The sequence below is a fragment of the Bacillus sp. EB106-06-01-XG163 genome (genome assembly GCF_058791615.1).
In genome coordinates this window covers 94,385-112,866 of sequence record NZ_JBYTDS010000011.1, presented here as the reverse complement: position 1 = coordinate 112,866, position 18,482 = coordinate 94,385, and the positions used below count along the sequence as shown (strand labels likewise).

Annotated in this window: 20 protein-coding genes and 1 pseudogene; 4 read left to right on the top strand and 17 right to left on the bottom strand. The window is 46.5% G+C overall.

Annotation, left to right across the window (positions count from 1 at the left end):
* Positions 1-52 precede the first annotated feature (52 nt).
* Positions 53-733: a stage II sporulation protein R gene (gene spoIIR / locus AC3WTF_RS13960; RefSeq protein WP_007407604.1), complete on the bottom strand. Its 681-nt coding sequence runs from the start codon at positions 731-733 to the stop codon at positions 53-55.
* Between the two features lie 160 nt (positions 734-893).
* On the opposite strand from spoIIR, the gene AC3WTF_RS13955 reads away from it, so the two are divergent.
* Positions 894-1,268 (top strand): UPF0715 family protein, encoded by a 375-nt coding sequence (locus AC3WTF_RS13955; RefSeq protein ID WP_003151143.1) that lies wholly within the window; start codon positions 894-896, stop codon positions 1,266-1,268.
* On the opposite strand, the gene AC3WTF_RS13950 is transcribed toward AC3WTF_RS13955, so the two are convergent.
* From AC3WTF_RS13950 to prfA, 3 genes are all read right to left on the bottom strand, one after another.
* A complete protein-coding gene (locus AC3WTF_RS13950) occupies positions 1,255-1,533 on the bottom strand; it encodes a DUF5316 family protein (protein WP_020954349.1) in 279 nt (92 codons plus the stop codon). The two genes, AC3WTF_RS13955 and AC3WTF_RS13950, sit on opposite strands and share 14 nt — an antisense overlap.
* Before the next feature lie 70 nt (positions 1,534-1,603).
* Positions 1,604-2,464, bottom strand: a complete 861-nt coding sequence (gene prmC, locus AC3WTF_RS13945) for a peptide chain release factor N(5)-glutamine methyltransferase (RefSeq protein WP_020956471.1) — start codon at positions 2,462-2,464, stop codon at positions 1,604-1,606.
* Position 2,465: 1 nt separating this feature from the next.
* Positions 2,466-3,536, bottom strand: coding sequence for a peptide chain release factor 1 (prfA, locus tag AC3WTF_RS13940; RefSeq protein WP_003151139.1), 1,071 nt, complete (start codon positions 3,534-3,536; stop codon positions 2,466-2,468).
* A gap of 111 nt (positions 3,537-3,647) precedes the next feature.
* Between prfA and gloA2 the strand changes: the two genes are divergently transcribed.
* Entirely contained in the window at positions 3,648-4,031 is a 384-nt protein-coding gene (gene gloA2 / locus AC3WTF_RS13935) for an SMU1112c/YaeR family gloxylase I-like metalloprotein (protein WP_003151138.1), read from the top strand.
* Between the two features lie 109 nt (positions 4,032-4,140).
* Entirely contained in the window at positions 4,141-4,704 is a 564-nt protein-coding gene (racA, locus tag AC3WTF_RS13930) for a chromosome-anchoring protein RacA (protein ID WP_015418422.1), read from the top strand.
* A 33-nt stretch (positions 4,705-4,737) separates the two neighbouring features.
* Here racA and AC3WTF_RS13925 read toward each other — a convergent pair whose 3' ends face one another.
* From AC3WTF_RS13925 to spo0F, 11 genes and pseudogenes are all read right to left on the bottom strand, one after another.
* The gene (locus tag AC3WTF_RS13925) at positions 4,738-5,694 is read right to left on the bottom strand and encodes an AEC family transporter (RefSeq protein ID WP_007407608.1); all 957 of its coding nucleotides are present in this window, start codon (positions 5,692-5,694) and stop codon (positions 4,738-4,740) included.
* A gap of 86 nt (positions 5,695-5,780) precedes the next feature.
* Entirely contained in the window at positions 5,781-7,478 is a 1,698-nt protein-coding gene (gene malS, locus AC3WTF_RS13920) for an oxaloacetate-decarboxylating malate dehydrogenase (protein ID WP_007407609.1), read from the bottom strand.
* Between the two features lie 283 nt (positions 7,479-7,761).
* Entirely contained in the window at positions 7,762-8,346 is a 585-nt protein-coding gene (locus tag AC3WTF_RS13915) for a thymidine kinase (RefSeq protein WP_007614390.1), read from the bottom strand.
* 84 nt (positions 8,347-8,430) lie between these two features.
* Positions 8,431-8,631 (bottom strand): 50S ribosomal protein L31, encoded by a 201-nt coding sequence (gene rpmE, locus AC3WTF_RS13910; protein WP_003151132.1) that lies wholly within the window; start codon positions 8,629-8,631, stop codon positions 8,431-8,433.
* A 121-nt stretch (positions 8,632-8,752) separates the two neighbouring features.
* The gene (rho, locus tag AC3WTF_RS13905) at positions 8,753-10,039 is read right to left on the bottom strand and encodes a transcription termination factor Rho (protein WP_003151107.1); all 1,287 of its coding nucleotides are present in this window, start codon (positions 10,037-10,039) and stop codon (positions 8,753-8,755) included.
* A pseudogene (locus tag AC3WTF_RS13900) lies at positions 10,036-10,244 on the bottom strand (hypothetical protein). The gene rho and the pseudogene AC3WTF_RS13900 overlap by 4 nt, the downstream one beginning before the upstream one ends.
* Positions 10,245-10,445: 201 nt before the next feature.
* The gene (glpX, locus tag AC3WTF_RS13895) at positions 10,446-11,411 is read right to left on the bottom strand and encodes a class II fructose-bisphosphatase (RefSeq protein ID WP_003151105.1); all 966 of its coding nucleotides are present in this window, start codon (positions 11,409-11,411) and stop codon (positions 10,446-10,448) included.
* A gap of 33 nt (positions 11,412-11,444) precedes the next feature.
* Entirely contained in the window at positions 11,445-12,734 is a 1,290-nt protein-coding gene (gene murA, locus AC3WTF_RS13890) for a UDP-N-acetylglucosamine 1-carboxyvinyltransferase (RefSeq protein WP_047936270.1), read from the bottom strand.
* Between the two features lie 309 nt (positions 12,735-13,043).
* On the bottom strand, positions 13,044-13,682 hold the full coding sequence (gene fsa, locus AC3WTF_RS13885) for a fructose-6-phosphate aldolase (RefSeq protein WP_007407613.1): 639 nt from the start codon (positions 13,680-13,682) through the stop codon (positions 13,044-13,046).
* Positions 13,683-13,800: 118 nt separating this feature from the next.
* Positions 13,801-14,658, bottom strand: coding sequence for a class II fructose-bisphosphate aldolase (locus AC3WTF_RS13880; protein WP_003151102.1), 858 nt, complete (start codon positions 14,656-14,658; stop codon positions 13,801-13,803).
* Positions 14,659-14,833: 175 nt separating this feature from the next.
* Positions 14,834-15,208: a sporulation initiation phosphotransferase Spo0F gene (gene spo0F / locus AC3WTF_RS13875; RefSeq protein WP_012118670.1), complete on the bottom strand. Its 375-nt coding sequence runs from the start codon at positions 15,206-15,208 to the stop codon at positions 14,834-14,836.
* 164 nt (positions 15,209-15,372) lie between these two features.
* On the opposite strand from spo0F, the gene AC3WTF_RS13870 reads away from it, so the two are divergent.
* Positions 15,373-15,894, top strand: a complete 522-nt coding sequence (locus AC3WTF_RS13870; protein ID WP_007407614.1) for a DUF2529 domain-containing protein — start codon at positions 15,373-15,375, stop codon at positions 15,892-15,894.
* A gap of 47 nt (positions 15,895-15,941) precedes the next feature.
* On the opposite strand, the gene pyrG is transcribed toward AC3WTF_RS13870, so the two are convergent.
* Both pyrG and rpoE read right to left on the bottom strand, forming a co-directional pair.
* Entirely contained in the window at positions 15,942-17,549 is a 1,608-nt protein-coding gene (gene pyrG / locus AC3WTF_RS13865) for a glutamine hydrolyzing CTP synthase (RefSeq protein WP_007407615.1), read from the bottom strand.
* A 240-nt stretch (positions 17,550-17,789) separates the two neighbouring features.
* Positions 17,790-18,317: a DNA-directed RNA polymerase subunit delta gene (gene rpoE / locus AC3WTF_RS13860; RefSeq protein ID WP_007407616.1), complete on the bottom strand. Its 528-nt coding sequence runs from the start codon at positions 18,315-18,317 to the stop codon at positions 17,790-17,792.
* Between the last annotated feature and the right edge of the window lie 165 nt (positions 18,318-18,482).

Here is an 18,482-nt window from a genome sequence, read left to right as displayed (position 1 = left end):
ATCAACTCTTTCTTCCAATCTATGAATCGAATCCGGATTTATGCCTTTTACTTCAGGAAAATAGATCTGAAATCCAATCGACGAGGAAAAACTTCACTTCTGTATCATCGTCATCTTTATTTTCTTTCTTCGCTTTATCAGCCTTTGCTTTTACGTCATCCAGCACTTTTTTAGTCTGTTTCTGCGTTTCTTCCTGCTTCTGTCCGCCGTCTTCCTGATCTTTCACCGCTTCGCCGTTTGAGAAATCAAGGAAGCACAGCGGCGGAAACAAGACGCACCACCAGTTGGCGCCCTCGCCATTGCCGAGTGTAATTAAAATCGCTTCATATTTTCCGGCCGGATAGACCATATTGCCGTAGAGCTTTGTCGGAAACGAGATTTTATTGAATTGAACTGAAACGGACTGATGCGCACCCTTTTCTTTCATCGTTTGTTTGGCGATTTCTTTAATTTCAGGAAGCTTCGAACGAATGAGCCGCCGCGCTTCTTCAATGGAAGTGATATCTTTCACCCAGTCCGTGATTTGCTTGTTTACAGCATCTCTGATCTGGCGCTTGAGCTTTTGATCTTCATCGTTATCACTGTTGGCCAAAATTCTGAGCCGGATCGCTTCATCCGGTATGACGACGGGCTCATCGGCTGATGCCCGCGCCGTTTCTTCTTTTGTCAAACCCGCAAGCGCTCCTGATAATAAAAGAAAAATATATATGCAGATCATCATTGTCTGTTTCATCGGTCCCCACCGTTCCTCTCCGTGCTTTTTTTATCTAGTCCCATTATGGACATGACGGAAAAGGTTTAAACCGGCGGGAAGAAAAAAATCTAGCAAGCTGATAATCTGCATTGACAGATTCAAAATATGGTACGATATTATTTTGATAGGAGGTTTTCAGATGAAATATAATTACACCGTGCTGCTGTCGGCGGCATGTATGTCTGTCATTTATTCTATTTTGTATGTTCATCAATTCATTATCGCGGCTTTCATTTCGATGGCGTTTTATTTTTTGTTTCCTTATTTGATTTTTGCGCTGCCGCTTCAATACTTTCTGAATAAAAAGCCGAAGAGATTTCATCCGCTGTATTTTCTTTATTATTTAGGGGTGTCATTCATTGCAAACGGGATCATCTTCGGTCTTTTGCAGCCGTCAGGCCAATCTCTGTTTTCTAATTCAGCCTTTTATATCTTTGCGGTTTTAACAGCCGTCGTCTATTGGGTATGGGATTCCGTATTGCTGCAAAGACAAAATCCGGCTACAGAAGCGTAATCAGCAGACAGCCGGCTGAAGGGAGAGCGGCGCAAAAGAAAACGGCGGCCATCTTTAAACGGGCGTGCCGTCCTTCTTCTGTTTCAGAATGATAATTGGCCCGCTGCTCCGCTCCGCTTACGGCCAACCCGGAAACGATGATCGCTGTGACGATAAGAACAGCCGTAACGGCGCCGAAAATGATATCAACGCCAAACGGCAGAACAAACCCCGCCGCATAAGCTGCGGCGGCGAGTATACATCCGAAGGCGAACGCTTTTTTCAAGGCGGATGCCCCTTTCATTTTCTTTCCATTGTAACAAAAGCCCGCCGTGTGCGTCACCGGCGGGCTTTTTTCATGATGTGATGACCGCGGATACGGTTCTGTCTTTTCCGTTGATGTCCTGTACGACTTCCACTTCCGCATTCGGAAAGGAATGACGGAACAGGTCTTTCACGGCTTTCCCCTGATTATATCCGATTTCAAAGACGACAAGCGCTTTATCTTTCATGACAAGAGGCAGCTCCTCCATAAACCGCTTGTAGAATTTCAAACCGTCACCGCCGTCCGTAAGAGCATGAAGCGGCTCATGGAAACGGACGATATCCGACAAATCCGCCATTTCTTCTTCAGAAATATACGGCGGATTGGAAACAATAATATCCGCTTTTTTCCCTGATGAAATAAAAGGAGTTAACAGATCTCCCTGCAAAAAACAGACGTCCGCTCCGAGGTTTTGCGCATTTCTTTCCGCCACCTGCAGCGCTTCTTTTGAAATATCCGAAGCCGATACTGAAAAATGTCCGCATTCAAGGGCGAGCGTCACCGCAATGGCACCGCTCCCCGTACCGATATCAATGACGTTCAGTCGTTCCGCCTCGGAAAATACCCGCTTTTGTCTGTCCAGCAGATGAAAGACGACTTCTTCCGTTTCCGGACGCGGAATGAGAACATCGTCATTCACAAAAAATTCCCTGCCGTAAAACTGTTCTTTCCCGATAATATATTGAATCGGAATACCTTCTTTATGCATCTCCACGTGCCGCCTGAATCGATAAAGCTCGTCCTCGCCGACGGCCTCCTGCAGACTTGCGAGAAGCTTGCTCCGGTCCATTCCGGTATCATTTAACAACAGCAGCTCGGCCGCGTTTTTTTCTCTTCCCGCTTCGGTTAAATAAGAAGAAGCCCAGCTTAGGGCTTCAAAAACGGTCTTCATCTTAATTTTCCGCCTGCTGGAGCTTGCTTGACTGGTCTTCTACGATTAACGCTTCAACCACTTCATCAAGCTTGCCTTCCAGGATTTGATCCAGCTTTTGAATCGTCAGGCCGATGCGGTGATCCGTCACACGGTTTTGCGGGAAATTGTATGTGCGGATACGCTCGGAACGGTCGCCTGAACCGACGGCTGATTTACGGGTCTGATCATATTCAGCCTGAGCTTCCTGCTGGAATTTGTCATAGATTCTGGCGCGGAGCACCTTCATCGCTTTTTCTTTGTTTTTAATCTGAGATTTTTCATCCTGACAGGAAACGACGACACCGGTCGGTAAATGCGTCAGGCGTACGGCCGACATCGTCGTGTTTACGCTTTGTCCGCCCGGTCCGCTTGATGCGAATGTATCGACGCGGATGTCTTTTTCGTGAATGTCCACTTCTACTTCTTCCGCTTCAGGAAGACACGCCACCGTCGCCGTGGATGTATGAATACGGCCGCCTGATTCCGTTTCCGGAACACGCTGTACGCGGTGCGCGCCATTTTCATACTTCAGCTTGGAGTATGCGCCTTTTCCCGTAATCATAAAGATGATTTCTTTATAACCGCCCGTTCCGGTCACGTTTGCTTCCATGACTTCAGTCTTCCAGCCTTGGATTTCGGCGTAACGGGAGTACATTCTGTAGAGATTTCCCGCAAACAGCGCGGCTTCTTCTCCTCCCGCTGCTCCGCGGATCTCCATGATTACGTTTTTGTCATCGTTCGGGTCTTTCGGGATGAGGAGCACTTTCAAACGCTCTGATAAGGTTTCCGTCTCTCCCTGCAGTTCGGAGATTTCTTCCTTCACCATTTCTCTCATATCGGCATCAAGCTTTTCCTCAAGCATCGCTTTCGCATCGGCAAGCTGTTCTGATGCGTCTCTGTATTGTCTATAGACTTCAACGGTTTCTTGTATATCAGATTGCTCTTTCGAATATTCTCTAAGCTTTTTCGGATCGTTGACCACTTCCGGATCACTTAAAAGCTCATTTAATTTTTCGTATCGTTGTTCAATTGACTGTAAACGGTCTAACACGGTCTTCACCTCTGTTTTCCTGTGCGTAACATTCTCATTATAGTATAGGGCTTATCGCCAGTCAAAAGCAATTCGCCTCTGTTATACTGAAGCAAAAAAGGAGGGGCGGATATGCTGAAATCCATCCACCATATAGCAATCATATGCTCTGATTATGAAAAGTCGAAAGCTTTTTACACCGAGATTCTCGGCTTCGGCATTATAAAAGAAACATACCGAAAGGAACGGGAATCTTATAAACTTGATCTTGCGCTGGACGGCGCGTACGCGATTGAATTGTTTTCCTTTCCCGATCCGCCCGAACGGCCGACCAGACCGGAAGCCGCGGGTCTCCGGCATCTCGCTTTCACCGTAAACGATCTTGAAGCAGCCGTCAGAGAGTTAAAGGAAAAGGGCGTCGGCACAGAACCGATCAGAACCGATCCGCTGACGGGGAAACGGTTTACCTTTTTCTTTGATCCCGACAAGCTTCCGCTTGAATTGTATGAAGCGTAAGTTTTTTGAAGAAATGCCGCTTTCTTTGGCGAATTCCTTCTTGTTTTGTCTAACATGAAGGGAACGCCGCCTCATGGTCGAATACCTAGCAAAAAGGAGGTATGTGATCATGAATACAAACATGGCCGCGAAAGAGCTCGGCGTCTCCGCAAAAACGGTGCAAAGGTGGGTCAAACAGCTGAATCTTCCGGCTGAACGGAATGAGCTCGGACATTATTCCTTTACACCTGAGGATCTTGATGTGCTGAAATCGGTCAAACGGCAAATTTCTGAAGGCACTGCCCTTCTGGACGTTCAAGTGCCCCGGCAGCCGAAAAAACGGACGGGCTTCATTTTGCAGCGTCCGAAAATCAATGGCGGCGCTGAACAAAGATTGGCAGAGCTGGAGCGCAAACTGGACATTCTCACGAAAGAGAAACAAGGTGAGAACCATCTGCTTTCAAGGATAGAGGAGCTTGAACGCCAGCTGAAACAAAAGGCGGATGAAGGGGTGTCTTATCAGCTTCTTCAGCACAGACGGGAAATTGACGACCTCAATACCGAATTGCAGACATTGGCCTCCCGCATCCAGGAACTTGCCCAGACAGCTCCCCTCTCAGAAACAGCCGCTTCTTCAGAACATAAGAAACCCAGAAAAAAAACGAGATTTTCGCCTTTTAAATTTCAATTCTAATCAAAAAAGCTCCCTGAAACAGGGAGCTTTTCATTATGCAGTCAGCGCAATGATGATCGGCAGTGAGATGAGAGATAAAATCGCACTGATCACGAACGCGGACGCAGTTTCTTCCTCTTGTTTTTCGAAACGTGTGGCAATCATCGCCGCTACCGCAGATCCAGGGAATGCAACGAGCAATACCGCTTTAGTGATCTGGTCAGCCGGAAGTCCGACTGCAAGAGCGATCAAGTACATCAGCGCAGGCTGAACGGCAACTTTTAACAAAGCGATACCGAAAGCCGGCAGACTGAGCTTAATGTTGCGGATACCGACAGTTACACCGACGGCGAAGAGCGCAACACCTGATGTTGTGCTTCCGAGCTGATCAAGCATTTTTTCTCCCAAGCCAGGGAGTGTTACACCGCAGAGTACCAGAATGATACTGATAAGCGGTGCAGCCGCAAGCGGTTCGGAAAGACCGTGAAGAATAGACTTACCAGTCATTTTCCAGAAGTTCTCGTTTTCAGTGTCTTTTTTCTTAGATGACTCACCGACAGTAGCGATAATGATCGCAAGCGGGTCAAGGATGGCGTTAACCACGATACCCGTAACGGCGATAGGAATCGCTACTTCGCTTGCTCCGAATAAGCTTCCTAGTACGGGAATACCCATAAAAGCAAATGTCGGTTGTGCAGAGTTTAAAGAAAATACAGATGAATTCGTTAAATCATACTTGAAGATAAATTTGCAAACCAACAGAATGACGATAAAGAATCCGACAATCCCAATGATCAAAGCGACCATCAAAGGAACCTGTGATAAAAACGCACTTCTTGAAGTGGTTAAAATACTTGCGATAAAATGCGCCGGAAGCGCGTACTTCGTAACTAAGGTGCTTACCCCTTTTGCTGACTTCGCGTCATAACTTCCGAAGCGACCTGCGAACCATCCCAGCACGATCACGAAAAAGATCGGCGCCAGGAGGATTAAAATATCTAAGAAGCTCAAAATGTTCTCCTCCAAATCCTTAATGTCCGTATACTTTAGCCTTTACATAAAAGCTTTCCCTCGGACTGTAAAATTAATCGTAAAAATTATTTAGCGACAACTTGTTTATATTGCGGTTTCCACATTGCATCAAGAACGGCTTGTTCTACATTTTCAGGAATGCGGTTTGCCACGCCTTCTTTAATGGCAGTTTCCGCTACGGCGATCGCAACTTTAATTGAAACTTCTTGTAAGTCGCTCATGCTCGGCAGAAGGCCTGCACCCGGTGTTTCAAAATCAACGCTTTCTGCGATTGCGTCAGCAGTTGCCGCAAACATTGCAGGAGTAATCACTTTCGCTTCTACAACGATTGAACCGAGACCAAGTCCAGGGAACGCGAATGCGTTGTTAGATTGTCCGATTTCATGAGAAACGCCATTGTACTCTACATTGTCAAACGGGCTTCCTGTCGCCACAAGCACTTTGCCGTCAGTCCATTTGAAAAGATCGCTAGGAACGGCTTCAGCAAGCGGTGTCGGGTTAGACATCGGCATGATGACCGGACGCTCAACGTGTTTTGCCATTTCTTTGACGATTTCTTCACTGAACGCGCCGCTTTGGCCTGATGTACCGATTAAGATTGTCGGTTTCGCTTGACGGATCACTTCAATGAAAGGAATTTGTCCGTTTTCATCGCGTTTCCAATCTTTAATTTCTTCAGCTGTGCGCAGGTACGGCTCTTGGAAATCAAGAATGTTTTCCATACCTTCAATTAACAAGCCTCTGTAGTCCATTGTGTAGAACGCTTTGTTGGCTTCTTCTTCAGAAAGACCGGCAAGCACCATAGTGTCGCGGATTTGGTCAGCGATTCCGATTCCGGCAGATCCCGCACCGAAGACAACCACACGCTGGTCTTTAATAGACGCGCCTGTTTTCTTCATAGCCGCAAGCACACCTGCAAGCGTAATCGCGCCTGTTCCTTGAATGTCATCGTTGAATGTAAGAATTTCATGGTTGTATTTCTTCATGATATTGCGCGCGTTTTTGTTTCCAAGGTCTTCCCAGTGAAGAAGAGCTTTAGGGAAATATTTAAGCGCAGCTTTTACATAAGCGTCAACGAAAGCTTCGTAACGTTCGCCTTGGATACGTTCATGGCGGTTACCGATGTATAAAGGATCGTTCAGAAGTTTTTCATTGTTCGTACCGACGTCAAGAACGACAGGAATAACACGGCTTGGGTCAATACCGGCGGCAGCTGTGTATACCGCTAATTTACCGATGGCGATGTTGATACCGCCTACACCCCAGTCACCGATTCCGAGGATGCTTTCTGAGTCTGTCGCAACGATCAGATCAATATCTCCGGCAGTGGCATGAAGGTTTTCAAATGCCTCTTCAATCCCTTCCACGTTGTCGATAGAAAGGTAAATCCCTTGAGGTCTTCTGTACTCATGGCTGTATTCTTGAATCGCTTCACCGACAGTCGGTGTGTAAACAACCGGCAGCATTTCACGAAGATGGTTTTGAAGCAATTTAAAGAAAAGAACTTCGTTACGGTTTTGCAAATCATTCAAATACACGTTTTGGCGAAGGCGGTCCGGCTGAGCTTGAAACTGCTCGTATGCGCGTTTTGCCTGCTCATCAAGAGACAGAATTGTCGGAGGAAGCAGCCCGTCTAATCCAAGGCTTTTTCTTTCTTCTGCTGAAAACGCAACACCTTTATTTAAAGTAGGGATAGATAGAACTTCTTTTCCTCTTAAAGTAGTTTCTAAGTTGCCTTCCTTCGTTACTTTAATATTATTCAAGAAAATCTCCTTCTTTCTTCAAATAGTTAACAAAGTTAAGTAATTACCCATTTTGGCTAGTGTGATCGCGATCTGCTATATCTTTTTTTGACAATTATTCGAACAATGTCTCATAACTATTTACATTACTTAGTCATTTTATGCCTGTAAAAATGAAAATTCAAGAGATGAAAATTACTTAATTTTTTCATACTCTTTTTTAAGTTATTTAACTACAATTTTTGAAAAAACGTCAAAAAAACACCGGATTTTTTACCGGTGTTTTCATGAAAAGGGTTATTTATCAGTCTGTTTTTTTCGGCACTTCGTGATGATGTCTGCATCTCGCTTCGTATGACTCCGATGCGCCGACTAAAATGACCGGATCATCATAGGAAGCGGGCTTCCCGTCAATCAAACGCTGCGTACGGCTTGCCGGCGACCCGCAAACGGAGCAGACCGCCTGCAGCTTCGTCACCGATTCGGCAACCGCCATCAGATTCGGCACCACGCCGAAAGGCTCTCCCCGGAAATCCATATCAAGTCCGGCCGCGATGACACGATAGCCTTTATCCGCAAGCGAGGATAAGTCGCCGATGATCGATTCGCCGAAAAACTGCACCTCATCTACCGCGATGACGTCCGTGCTTTCACTGATATGATCCCATATTTCAGCCGAAGACGAGATGACGTGGCTTGTCATGGATGTGCCGTTGTGAGAAACGACGGCCTCCTCACTGTAGCGATTATCAATGGCAGGTTTGAATACCTTGACCTCCTGCTTCGCATATGTCGCTCTTTTCACTCTGCGGATCAGCTCTTCTGATTTCCCAGAGAACATGCTGCCGCATATCAGCTCAAGCCATCCGCTTTGCTTCATTATGTACATAGGCTATCCGCTCCCCTTTTTTTCCTGTTTATGGACATAAAAAACAGGCAAGAAGCAATTCTTGCCTGCCTGTAAAATCTATTATTACTTAAGACCGTATTTTTTGTTAAAGCGATCAACACGACCATCAGCAGAAGCGAATTTTTGACGTCCAGTGTAGAATGGGTGGCATTCAGAGCAAATCTCAACGCGTACCTCTTCTTTTACTGAGCCTGTTTCAAATTCATTTCCGCAAGCGCATTTAACTGTTGCTTTTTTGAAATTAGGATGAATTCCTGCTTTCATTGTATCCATCTCCTTCCGCCCTGAATCCCGTGTGGAAACAGAGTTATTATTCCGGAGTAATCCGGAACGCATATGAGAGAATTATATCAGTCATTTACTGCATTTGCAAATACATTTTTTATCAGCGGCGGGCTGATGATGAAAGGTTTGCCTGCTTCCATTCTTGGTTGATCAGATCGAAGAATTCCTGATTCGTTTTTGTTTTTTTCATTTTTCTCATAAACTTCTCTGCGAAGTCCGGAGAATCAGACATCGATTTGCGGATCGCCCATAAACGGTCAAGATGCTCTTTCGGCACGAGCAGCTCTTCCTTCCGTGTGCCGGAGCGGCGGATATCGATCGCCGGGAAAATCCGTCTTTCCGCAAGAGAACGGTCAAGGTGAAGCTCCATGTTGCCCGTTCCTTTAAACTCTTCATAGATGACGTCATCCATCCGGGAGCCCGTGTCTACGAGCGCCGTCGCCAAAATGGTCAGGCTGCCGCCCTCTTCAATGTTTCTCGCGGCACCGAAAAAGCGCTTCGGACGATGGAACGCAGCCGGGTCAATCCCGCCGGAAAGCGTACGTCCGCTTGGCGGGATAACGAGGTTGTAGGCCCGTGCCAGGCGGGTAATGCTGTCCATCAGAATGATAACGTCTTTTTTATGTTCAACGAGACGCATCGCCCGTTCAAGCACAAGCTCCGCTACCTTAATGTGATTTTCCGGCACTTCATCGAACGTCGAGCTGACGACATCGCCCGCTACGGAACGTTCAATATCCGTTACTTCTTCCGGTCTTTCATCAATTAAGAGAACGATCAATTCAGCGTCAGGCTGATTTGTCGTAATGCTGTTAGCGATTTCTTTCAGCAGCATGGTTTTACCGGCTTTCGGCGGCGCCACGATCAGACCGCGCTGGCCGAAACCGACGGGAGCCATCATATCAAGAATTCTTGTTGAGAGATAATTCGGTTTCGTCTCAAGCACCATTTGGCGGTCCGGATAAAGCGGAGTCAGCGCAGGAAAATGGACGCGCTCTTTCGCAGATTCCGGATCATCTCCATTTACCGCTTCAACGTGCAAAAGTCCGTAATAGCGTTCATTTTCTTTCGGCGGACGCACCTTGCCGGATACTTTGTCACCGTTTCTTAAATCAAAGCGGCGGATCTGAGAAGCAGAAATGTAGATGTCTTCTGAGCTTGGCGAGTAATTAATCGGTCTGAGGAAGCCGAATCCTTCCGATTGGATGATTTCGAGCACGCCTTCCATAAACAGAAGATCCTCCTGCTCGGCGTTGGCTTTCAGAATGGCAAAGATTAATTCTTTTTTAGTCAGTTTGCTGTAGTAGGAGATTTTATAATGTCTGGCCAGTTCATATAGTTCTTTTAATTTCATATTTTCCAAAGAGGAAATAGATACGTCTTTCATAAAAACACCACGCTTTTCATAGTCAATGTATTGCTGTTTTCATTCAAATCGGCTGCTTCGCATGATTCCGCCAAAGCACATTCTTTTATAAAACGTTCAGGAACTTCTATCGGTAACACTTCCACCCATGATCGGCGCTTTTTTAAAAAAGGAATGTCTTAATGAGTTTTGAAGGAAGCGAGGACAAAAACTTGAGAAGATCAATATTTATATCGTCTGTATGCGGTAGAATTTGAAAATTTCCCAGTACTCAAAAGAAGGAATGACACAGAAAAATCGCAGCACTCTTTATTTTTACCTCATTTCAAAAAATTATTCAACTTAAATAATGCTTTGACATATAAATGATAGGGTTGACTCTTTATTGCAAAAGAAAAGCGGGACTTTCCGTCCCGCTTTTCTCTATTTATGGCCGGATCACAAGATTTGGTTTTTTCTTCAGGCTGTGTCTTCCGTCAACGAATCGGACCGTTCCTGATTTCGCCCGGATGACCAGACTTTCAGTCGTGCCGACGGAGCCTTTGAACTGAACGCCTTTCAGCAGCTCTCCGTCCGTGACGCCCGTTGCGGCAAAAATGGCGTCATCCCCTCTCACAAGGTCCTCCATCCGGAGCACTTTGGATACATCAAGGCCCATTCGCTCACAGCGGGCCTGCTCTTCCGCACTTTGCGGCAGAAGCCTGCCGATGATTTCGCCGCCGAGCGCTTTTAACGCAACGGCAGACAGCACGCCTTCAGGAGCCCCGCCTGAACCGAAGAGAATGTCTACTCCCGTATGGTCAAAGGCCGTATTGATGGCGCCCGCGACATCACCGTCGTTGATCAGTTTGATTCTGGCGCCCGCCTCACGCAATTCAGAGATGATTTTTTCATGTCTGTCACGATTTAAAATGGTTGCCACGACATCTTCAATGTCTTTGTTTTTCGCTTTCGCAACGGCTTTTAAGTTATCAATGACAGGCGCTTCAATATCGATGCAGCCTACCGCTTCGGGACCGACCGCGATTTTTTCCATATACATATCCGGGGCGTTCAGCAGTGTTCCATGGTCGGCGACCGCGATCACCGTCAGCGCATTCCAGCCGCCGCTCGCTACGATGTTTGTGCCTTCAAGAGGATCGACGGCGACATCGACGCGCGGGCCGTATCCGTTTCCGAGCTTTTCGCCGATGTAAAGCATCGGCGCTTCATCCATCTCGCCTTCCCCGATCACGACCGTGCCTTTCATCGGCACCGTGTCAAACACGTCACGCATTGCGCTTGTCGCCGCATCATCAGCTTCATCTTTTTTCCCGCGGCCCATCCATCTGGCAGATGCTAAAGCCGCCGCTTCAGTGACTCGAACCAATTCCATCGATAAGCTTCTTTCCATTTCAACACGATCTCCTCTCAAAAGTCCGCATTTCTATGAATTTTGGAGCTGTTCTATCTCTTCGTCCGTCAGCCTTTGCCGCCAGATTGTGGCGCCCAGACCTTCAAGTTTTTTCTCAAGATTGCTGTAGCCGCGGTCTAAATGCTCGAGACCGGTAATTTCGGTTACGCCGTCAGCCATGAGCCCGGCGACGACCAGACAAGCGCCTGCACGCAGATCGCTCGCCTTTACTTTTGCGCCCTGAAGCTCGACCGGACCGGTGATAATGGCCGACCTGCCTTCCACTTTCATGTTGGCCCCCATCCGTCTCAGCTCATCTATATGTTTAAATCGGGCCGAGTAGATGGTGTCGGTTACGACGCTCGTGCCGCTGGCTCTCGTTAACAGAGATGTCATCGGCTGCTGAAGATCAGTCGGGAATCCCGGGTAAACAAGCGTTTTTACGTCGACCGGTTTTATCTGCTTCTGCCCGCCGAGCATAAGAAGCTGATCGTCACTCGTCTCAATGTGAAAACCCATTTCCCTGAGCTTCGCCGTTAAAGACTCCAGGTGAGTCGGTATGACATTATCAATAATGACTTCTTTCCCCATCGCGGCGCCGGCGATCATAAAGGTGCCCGCCTCAATTCTGTCCGGAATGATCGTATGCCTGCATCCGTGCAGCTCTTTTACGCCGTCGATTCTGATTACATTGGTTCCCGCGCCTTTGATCTTTGCGCCCATGCTGGTGAGCAATGTGGCAACATCAATAATCTCAGGTTCCTTGGCGGCGTTTTCTATCACGGTTTTACCTTCAGCCAGTACAGCGGCAAGCATGATATTGATCGTCGCTCCGACGCTGACGACATCTAAATAAATCCGTGCGCCTCTCAGCCTTTCGGCGCGCAGATAAATCGCGCCTTGTTCATTGGTGACTTCCGCCCCAAGCGCTTCAAACCCTTTGATGTGCTGGTCAATCGGCCGCGGCCCGAGATGGCATCCGCCCGGCAGTCCGATGACCGCCTGTTTGAAGCGGCCCAGCATCGCGCCCATTAAGTAATAGGAAGCGCGGAGTTTTTTCACTTTGCCGTTGGGAAGCGGCATGCTGATCATCGGGGAAGGGTCGACGACCATTTCTCCTTTTTCAAAATGGACGTTTCCGCCGATTTCTTTCAGCAGGTCACGCAGCGTTTCAATATCTGAGATCTCCGGAAGCCCTTCGATCGTTACTTCGGAATTTGCCAGAATGGTTGCGGGTATCAATGCGACGGCGCTGTTTTTCGCGCCGCTGATATGTACGGTTCCGTTTAACGGATCGCCGCCGGCAATATTCAACTTTTCCATGATAGTCTCCTTCCATAAGAAGATAGCTGCGGAGCGTAAATAAAATGGCATTTTATTCTGTCTCTGCAAATAAAGCTCTTGTCCAAAATGTAGCCAATTCGAAGAGAAAGAATACAAGGACATTATAAAATAACAGGAAGAAAATAGCGAAGCTTTGCGGGGCATTTTTAACACAGGATGCACAGAGGCCCGCCGGGTTCACATTCCGGGGAAACACACTCTTCACTTTGATACTGAAGGCCCGCTGCCAAACAGGAAAACATAAGGGTGCGGCAAACGGATGCAACCGGTTTGCCGCCCTTTTCACCCTTATTTATTCCAGTCTGCCAAGAATTGCTCGATGCCTTTATCCGTTAACGGATGTTTCGCCAGCTGGTGAATGACTTTCAGCGGCATCGTACCGATATGCGCACCGCGTAAAGCGGCTTCAGTCACGTGCTGCGCATGACGGATGGAAGCTGCGATGATTTGTGTATCAATGTCATGAATGTCAAAAATCTGTCTTATTTCTGAAATCAGTTCAAGACCGTTATGGCCGATGTCATCCAGACGGCCTAAGAACGGAGATACATAAGTCGCCCCGGCTCTTGCCGCCAAAAGCGCTTGGTTGGCGCTGAAAATGAGCGTTACGTTTGTTTTAATGTTCAGGTCGCTCAGCGCTTTTACGGCTTTTAACCCTTCAGACGTCATCGGGATTTTCACCGTGATATTCGGTGCGATTTTCGCAAGTTCTTTACCTTCTTCAATCATCTCTTCAGCATTCAGGGAAATGACTTCCGCGCTTACTGATCCGCTCACGACTTCCGTAATCTCACGAAGTCTGTCATGGAAAGACACGTCAGCTTCTTTCGCCACTAAACTAGGGTTTGTCGTAACTCCGGCAAGAACGCCAAGTTCATAAGCTTCTTTAATCTCGTCAATGTTTGCTGTATCAATGAAAAATAACATAAGGAAAGCCTCCCCAGTAATAAATTTTCAGAACTGTAAAACATGATTGCGCTTTCTAAAGGTAAGACATAAAACCGCCTGTCAATGCTGTCAGGCGGTTTATGGATGTTACATTGGATTAAGCTTGGTTTGAAGAACCGAACTCACGCATTTTGCCGATAACCGTTTCTTTGATCGCTTCACGAGCAGGTCCAAGATATTTACGAGGATCGTATTCGTTCGGCTTAGCTGCCAATGTTTCGCGGACAGCTTTTGCAGAAGAAATTTGGTTTTCAGTGTTTACGTTGATTTTAGCCGTACCAAGTGAGATTGATTTTTTAATGTCGGCAGTCGGAATTCCTGTACCGCCGTGAAGTACTAATGGAAGGCCGGTTGATTTGCCGATATCTTCCATTTCTTTGAAGCCGAGGTTCGGTTCGCCTTTGTAAGGGCCGTGAACAGAACCCAGTGCAGGTGCAAGGCAGTCGATGCCAGTGCGCTCTACAAGTTCTTGACACTCTTTAGGGTCAGCATAGATTACGCCTTCAGCGATCACGTCATCTTCCTGTCCGCCTACAGTTCCAAGCTCAGCTTCAACTGAAACGCCGTGGAAATGAGCAAGCTCAACCACTTTAGCTGTAGTTGCTACGTTTTCCTCAAACGGGTGGTGAGATGCGTCGATCATTACAGAAGTGAAGCCTGCATGAATCGCTTTCGCACAAGATTCAAAGCTTGAACCGTGGTCTAAGTGAATGGCGACAGGAACTGTCACTTTGTATTCTTCCATAAGAGCTTTAACCATGGCAACCACTGTTTTGAAGCCGCCCATGTAGCGTCCCGCGCCTTCTGAAACACCAAGAATAACCGGGGATTTTTCCTCTTCTGCTGCTTGTAAAATAGCTTGAGTGAACTCAAGGTTATTTAAGTTAAATTGTCCAACAGCATATCCTTTTTCTTTAGCTGTATTCAACATTTCCGTCATTGAAACTAAAGGCATGTCGAAAGTCCTCCTTATGTAGCCTGATTTGCTTCTTCTCGAAAAAAGCTTTCCACCTATAGCATGACCATAAAAACCTGTCATATGTAAAACAACAGATCGCTTTTTCTCCATCTCTAGGATACCAACTTTTCGACAAATCGGCAACACAATGACATAATTGTTTCTAATTTTATTAATTCGATTTTAGAGGTAAATATTTTTTCACCGCGTCTCTGATCTCATCAATGTCAAAAGGTTTCGCAAAATGGGTCAGCGCTCCGAGCTCTTTTGATTCCTTAATCATATCGAGTTCTCCGTAAGCGGTCATGATAATGACGCGGATGGATTCGTCGATCATCTTCATGCGCTTGAGAATTTCGATTCCGTCCATGCCGGGGATTTTCATATCTAAAAGCACGAGATCGGGCCGTTCTTTCGTTACGATGTCCAGCGCCTGTATGCCGTTGGCGGCCTGAAACGTCTGGTACCCTTCTTTATGAAACACTTCATTGAGCAATATGCGTATACCGTATTGGTCATCTACGATTAAAATCTTTTCATTCATCATTTTACACCCCAATATTATCATTTTCGTCAAAAGGAAGCAGTTGTTTATGTATTCTGTTTGATTTTCACATTTCCTTTAATTATAATAGTCTACTTTCCGACATTTTCTGAGCATTTTCTCTTTTGTTGTATACTGTTCTTGTATGTGTAAAGGAGGTTTCACTCATGTTAAAGATATTTACAACGCAGCTTGCAGGCATTTTTTCCCGCATTCAGGATAAGGAATCCGAAGCAATAGAAGACGGCGCGCGCCTGCTGGCGCAGGCAGCCGTCAGCGGCCATACCATTTATTTATACGGCGCAAATGAGATGCAGGGCATTTTGTGCGAGGCGGAACTCGGCTCAGAACCGATGCCTTCCGTCAAAGCGTTTCCGGATACAGCTGATTCGATTACAGAAAGCGACAGGGTGCTGATGTTTTGTTCAGGTCCGGGCACGGCTGAAGAACAGGCGCTGGCTCAAAAGCTTTATGAAAAAGGGATCGGCCTCGTTGGCGTATCTCCTGTCATCAAAGATCAAACCGGGATTGAGGAATTTTGTGATGTTCATATTGACAGCAAATTAAAAATGCCGCTTCTGCCTGATGAAGACGGGACAAGATACGGCTTTCCTTCATTAATGACAGGCCTGTATGTCTATCACGCACTGTCCTTTACGTTAAAGGAAATGATGCAGGAATATGCCTGATGCAGAAAAAAGACTTGCCGCTTTTAAAGGAGGCAAGTCTTTTTTTATTACTTCTGTTCTGCAGCTTGTACGGAAGCGCCGATAAAGTCTTTGAATAAAGGCTGAGGTCTTGTCGGTCTTGATTTGAACTCAGGGTGGAACTGGCAAGCGACATACCAAGGATGGTCTTTCAGCTCGATGATTTCCACAAGACGGCCGTCAGGGCTTGTTCCTGAGAACACAAAACCGTTCTCTTCCATTTGCTGTCTGTATTCGTTGTTGAATTCATAACGGTGGCGGTGGCGTTCGTATACCACTTCATCCGCATACGCTTCGAAGGCTTTCGTGTCTTCCTGAAGCTTACAAGGGTACAGTCCGAGACGAAGCGTTCCTCCGAGATCCTCGACATCTTTTTGTTCTGGCAGAAGGTCGATGATCGGATAAGGAGTGGACGGATCGATCTCCGCAGAGTGAGCCCCTTCCAGACCTAATACGTTTCGCGCATATTCAATGGATGCAATCTGCATACCGAGGCAGATGCCGAAGAACGGAATTTTATTCTCACGCGCATACTTGGCGGCGATGATTTTCCCTTCTACGCCGCGGTCTCCGAAACCGCCGGGCACGATGATTCCGTCTGTGCCGCTAGTCAGCTCTTGAATATTGCTTTCTGTCACTTCTTCGGCGTTAATCCATTTGATCTTCACATCAGCGTCAAACGCATAGCCGGCGTGGCGCAGTGATTCAACGACTGAAATGTAAGCGTCCTGAAGCTCGACGTATTTACCGACGAGGCTGATTGTAATGGTTTTAGACAAGTTTTTCACTTTCGTGACAAGGTCTTTCCATTCCGTCATATCCGGGTCTTTGCATTCTAATTTCATATGATCGCAGACAAGCTTATCGAGTCCCTGCTCCTGAAGGTTAAGCGGGATGGAGTAAAGGTTGTCCGCATCTTCGCACTCGATGACCGCTTTCGTGTCAATATCGCAGAAGAGCGCGATTTTATCTTTCATATCTTGAGAAATCGGCATTTCTGTGCGCACGACGATGATATTAGGCTGAATACCGAGGCTTCTCAGCTCTTTTACGCTGTGCTGCGTCGGTTTTGTTTTCAGCTCGCCCGCCGCTTTGATGTACGGAACAAGCGTACAGTGAATGTACATCACGTTTTCGTGGCCGATGTCGCTTTTCATTTGACGGATGGCTTCAAGGAACGGAAGGGATTCGATGTCTCCCACTGTTCCGCCGATCTCAGTAATGACTACATCTGCGTTTGTTTCTTTGCCTGCACGGTACACGCGGTCTTTCAGTTCATTTGTGATGTGCGGAATGACCTGAACCGTTCCGCCGAGGTAGTCCCCGCGGCGCTCTTTTTTCAATACGGCAGAATAGATTTTACCGGTCGTCACGTTGCTGAATCTGTTCAGATTAATGTCAATGAAACGCTCATAATGCCCTAAGTCAAGGTCAGTCTCAGCGCCGTCATCGGTAACGAATACCTCACCGTGCTGGTACGGGCTCATCGTTCCCGGGTCAACGTTGATATAAGGGTCAAATTTTTGGATGGTGACGCTCATGCCTCTGTTTTTCAAAAGGCGGCCAAGTGACGCAGCCACAATTCCTTTTCCGAGTGATGATACAACTCCCCCGGTTACAAAAATATATTTCGTCATTTCGTTTGCTCCTCTCTTCGGTCTGCGCTACATTCCTTAAAATGTGCCGTTTTATAGAAAATCATTTCACTAAAAACAAATGATGTGTAAAAGAATTTGGGAGATGAAAATAAGAAAGCTCCCTTTCAATTTCTTGAAAGGGAGCGTAGCACTCTTATGAATTCTCTTCTTTTTGAAGAGCCCAAAATACATACTACATAGTTCGACAATGAAAGTCAAGATCGTTTTGCTGATATAAAATCAGTCTTTGCGATCCTCTTCCTCATCATCATAATCTTCCTCATCTTCTTCAATCATCTCGTCTTCGATCTCAAGCTCGTCGTCATCTTCCTCATCGATATCTTCGTCGTCAAAGCTGTCTGCTTCAAGGTCAATATCTTCTTCTATTTCATCGAGATCGATGTCATCTTCGTCAACTTCCTCGAATTCATCAAGGTCGAGATCTTCCTCAACGACTTTTTTCGCTTTTTTCTTTTTCGCTTTTACAGTCGGCTGTGTTTCTTCGTCCAGCTGATCGTACGGATACCAGCTGCGAAGCCCCCACGTCTGGTCTGACAGAGCAATAAAGCGGCCGTCAATGTTCAGGTCTGTATAAAATTGGGCGATACGGTCGCCCAGTTCCTCTTTCGTAACACCGAGCAAGGAGATCATTTCATTCAGCAGCTCCTGGAACGGAACCGGTTTTTTATGTTCTGAGAAAATTTCGTGAGCGATTTCAACTAAAGCCATCTGCTTCAGCTGTTCCTGAGAATATTGTTTGATACTCAAGGTCGGACACTCCCTTTCTATTACTTATATGTATCTGTTTCTATCCTATAATAAGAACGAATTTGTATTGTTTTGTTCATAAACCATACCTCTCATTATAAACAAATTAAAACAGAATATGCTACCCTTAACAGCGTAATTTAAGAAATTTTAGAGCCGTCCCTT